This is a genomic window from Vibrio sp. Vb0598, assembly GCF_033338935.1.
GTDB lineage: Bacteria > Pseudomonadota > Gammaproteobacteria > Enterobacterales > Vibrionaceae > Vibrio > Vibrio alginolyticus.
Window position 1 is genome coordinate 1 of record NZ_JAWOTP010000226.1, and the last position, 1,137, is coordinate 1,137.

Here is a 1,137-nt window from a genome sequence, read left to right on the forward strand (position 1 = left end):
TTGAGTACCCTGATTCACTAGACGATGCTTCTAAAGCTATTAACCAAGAAGTGAAGACAACAGACTTCATCTCTCAAGTTGATGCACCTGAGGTTCTACGTAACCAAGCCGTTATGCAAGCACTACTGAGCCCAGAAGTGAAAGAAGACGGTCTGAACTCTGAAGCGATTGAAGTTGCGCCTGAGCACATTATTGTTGTTCGTGTTGAAGATTCTCGTGACGAAACAGTGCTTCCATTAGCTGAAGTGAAAGACCAAGTTGTGGCGGAACTATCTCGCGTTAAAGGTGAGCAAGGTGCCCTAGAGCTAGGTACAAAAGTGGTAGCTGCTCTGAATGAAGGCAATACGGCTGTTCTTGCGGAAAACAACCTAACATTTGGTGAGCAAGAGACCGTTGACCGTCGTTCGCCACTAGCAACTACCGTCTTTGCAATGGCGAAGCCAGTAGATGGCAAACCTGTCTACGGTCAGTCGAAAGACCTTGAAGGCAACATCGTAGTGATTGAACTGGATGCTGTGAAAGCGGAACTAGATAGTTCGCTAGAAGATCAAGTTGCGATGCAAATGCAACGTGCATCATCTCAGCAGGATCTATCTTCTGTTCTCGCTGTATTGCGTGCTAACACAGACATTGAGTACTTTGTTGTGAGCAACTAAGCACTAATTATGTAATTTGCATGTTAACTAAAACGGGTCGCGTAAGCGGCCCGTTTTATTTTTGTTTAAACAAACTTCAATGACGATGAGTGTTTGCCTACATTAGGGCGGATTATTTCAGAGCGTTAATTTGGAGTGTATATGTTCAATATGAAATGGATTTTAACCTTGTGTTTAGTGGTGTTCGCACCACTCAGTTTGGCCGCTGATACCAAGGCTGATAAATATGAAGGAATTGAAATTACGGTCAATATCAATACTGCTTCTGCAGAAGAGATAGCAACGATGCTGAAAGGTATTGGCGAAAAGAAAGCGCAAAGCATAGTTGACTACCGTATCGAGCACGGCCCATTTAAAACAGCAGCTGATTTAACCAATGTGAAAGGAATTGGTGAAGCAACCATCAAGAAAAACGAAGACCGCATTCTTCTATAAACGCGGGCTTCGACCATTGTATTCTTACTGAGTTTTCGTTTCCGGT

At 43.5% G+C, this 1,137-nt stretch carries 1 protein-coding gene and 1 pseudogene; both read left to right on the forward strand.

The genetic code is table 11. The annotated features are described in order from the left end of the window. Positions 1–656, forward strand: a pseudogene (locus tag R7Q38_RS24270) (peptidylprolyl isomerase); the annotation flags it as partial. Positions 657–806: 150 nt separating this feature from the next. Continuing rightward, positions 807–1,091 carry a ComEA family DNA-binding protein gene (locus R7Q38_RS24275; protein ID WP_161937077.1) on the forward strand — a complete coding sequence of 95 codons (285 nt, stop codon included), beginning with the start codon at positions 807–809 and terminating at the stop codon, positions 1,089–1,091. Positions 1,092–1,137: the final 46 nt, after the last annotated feature.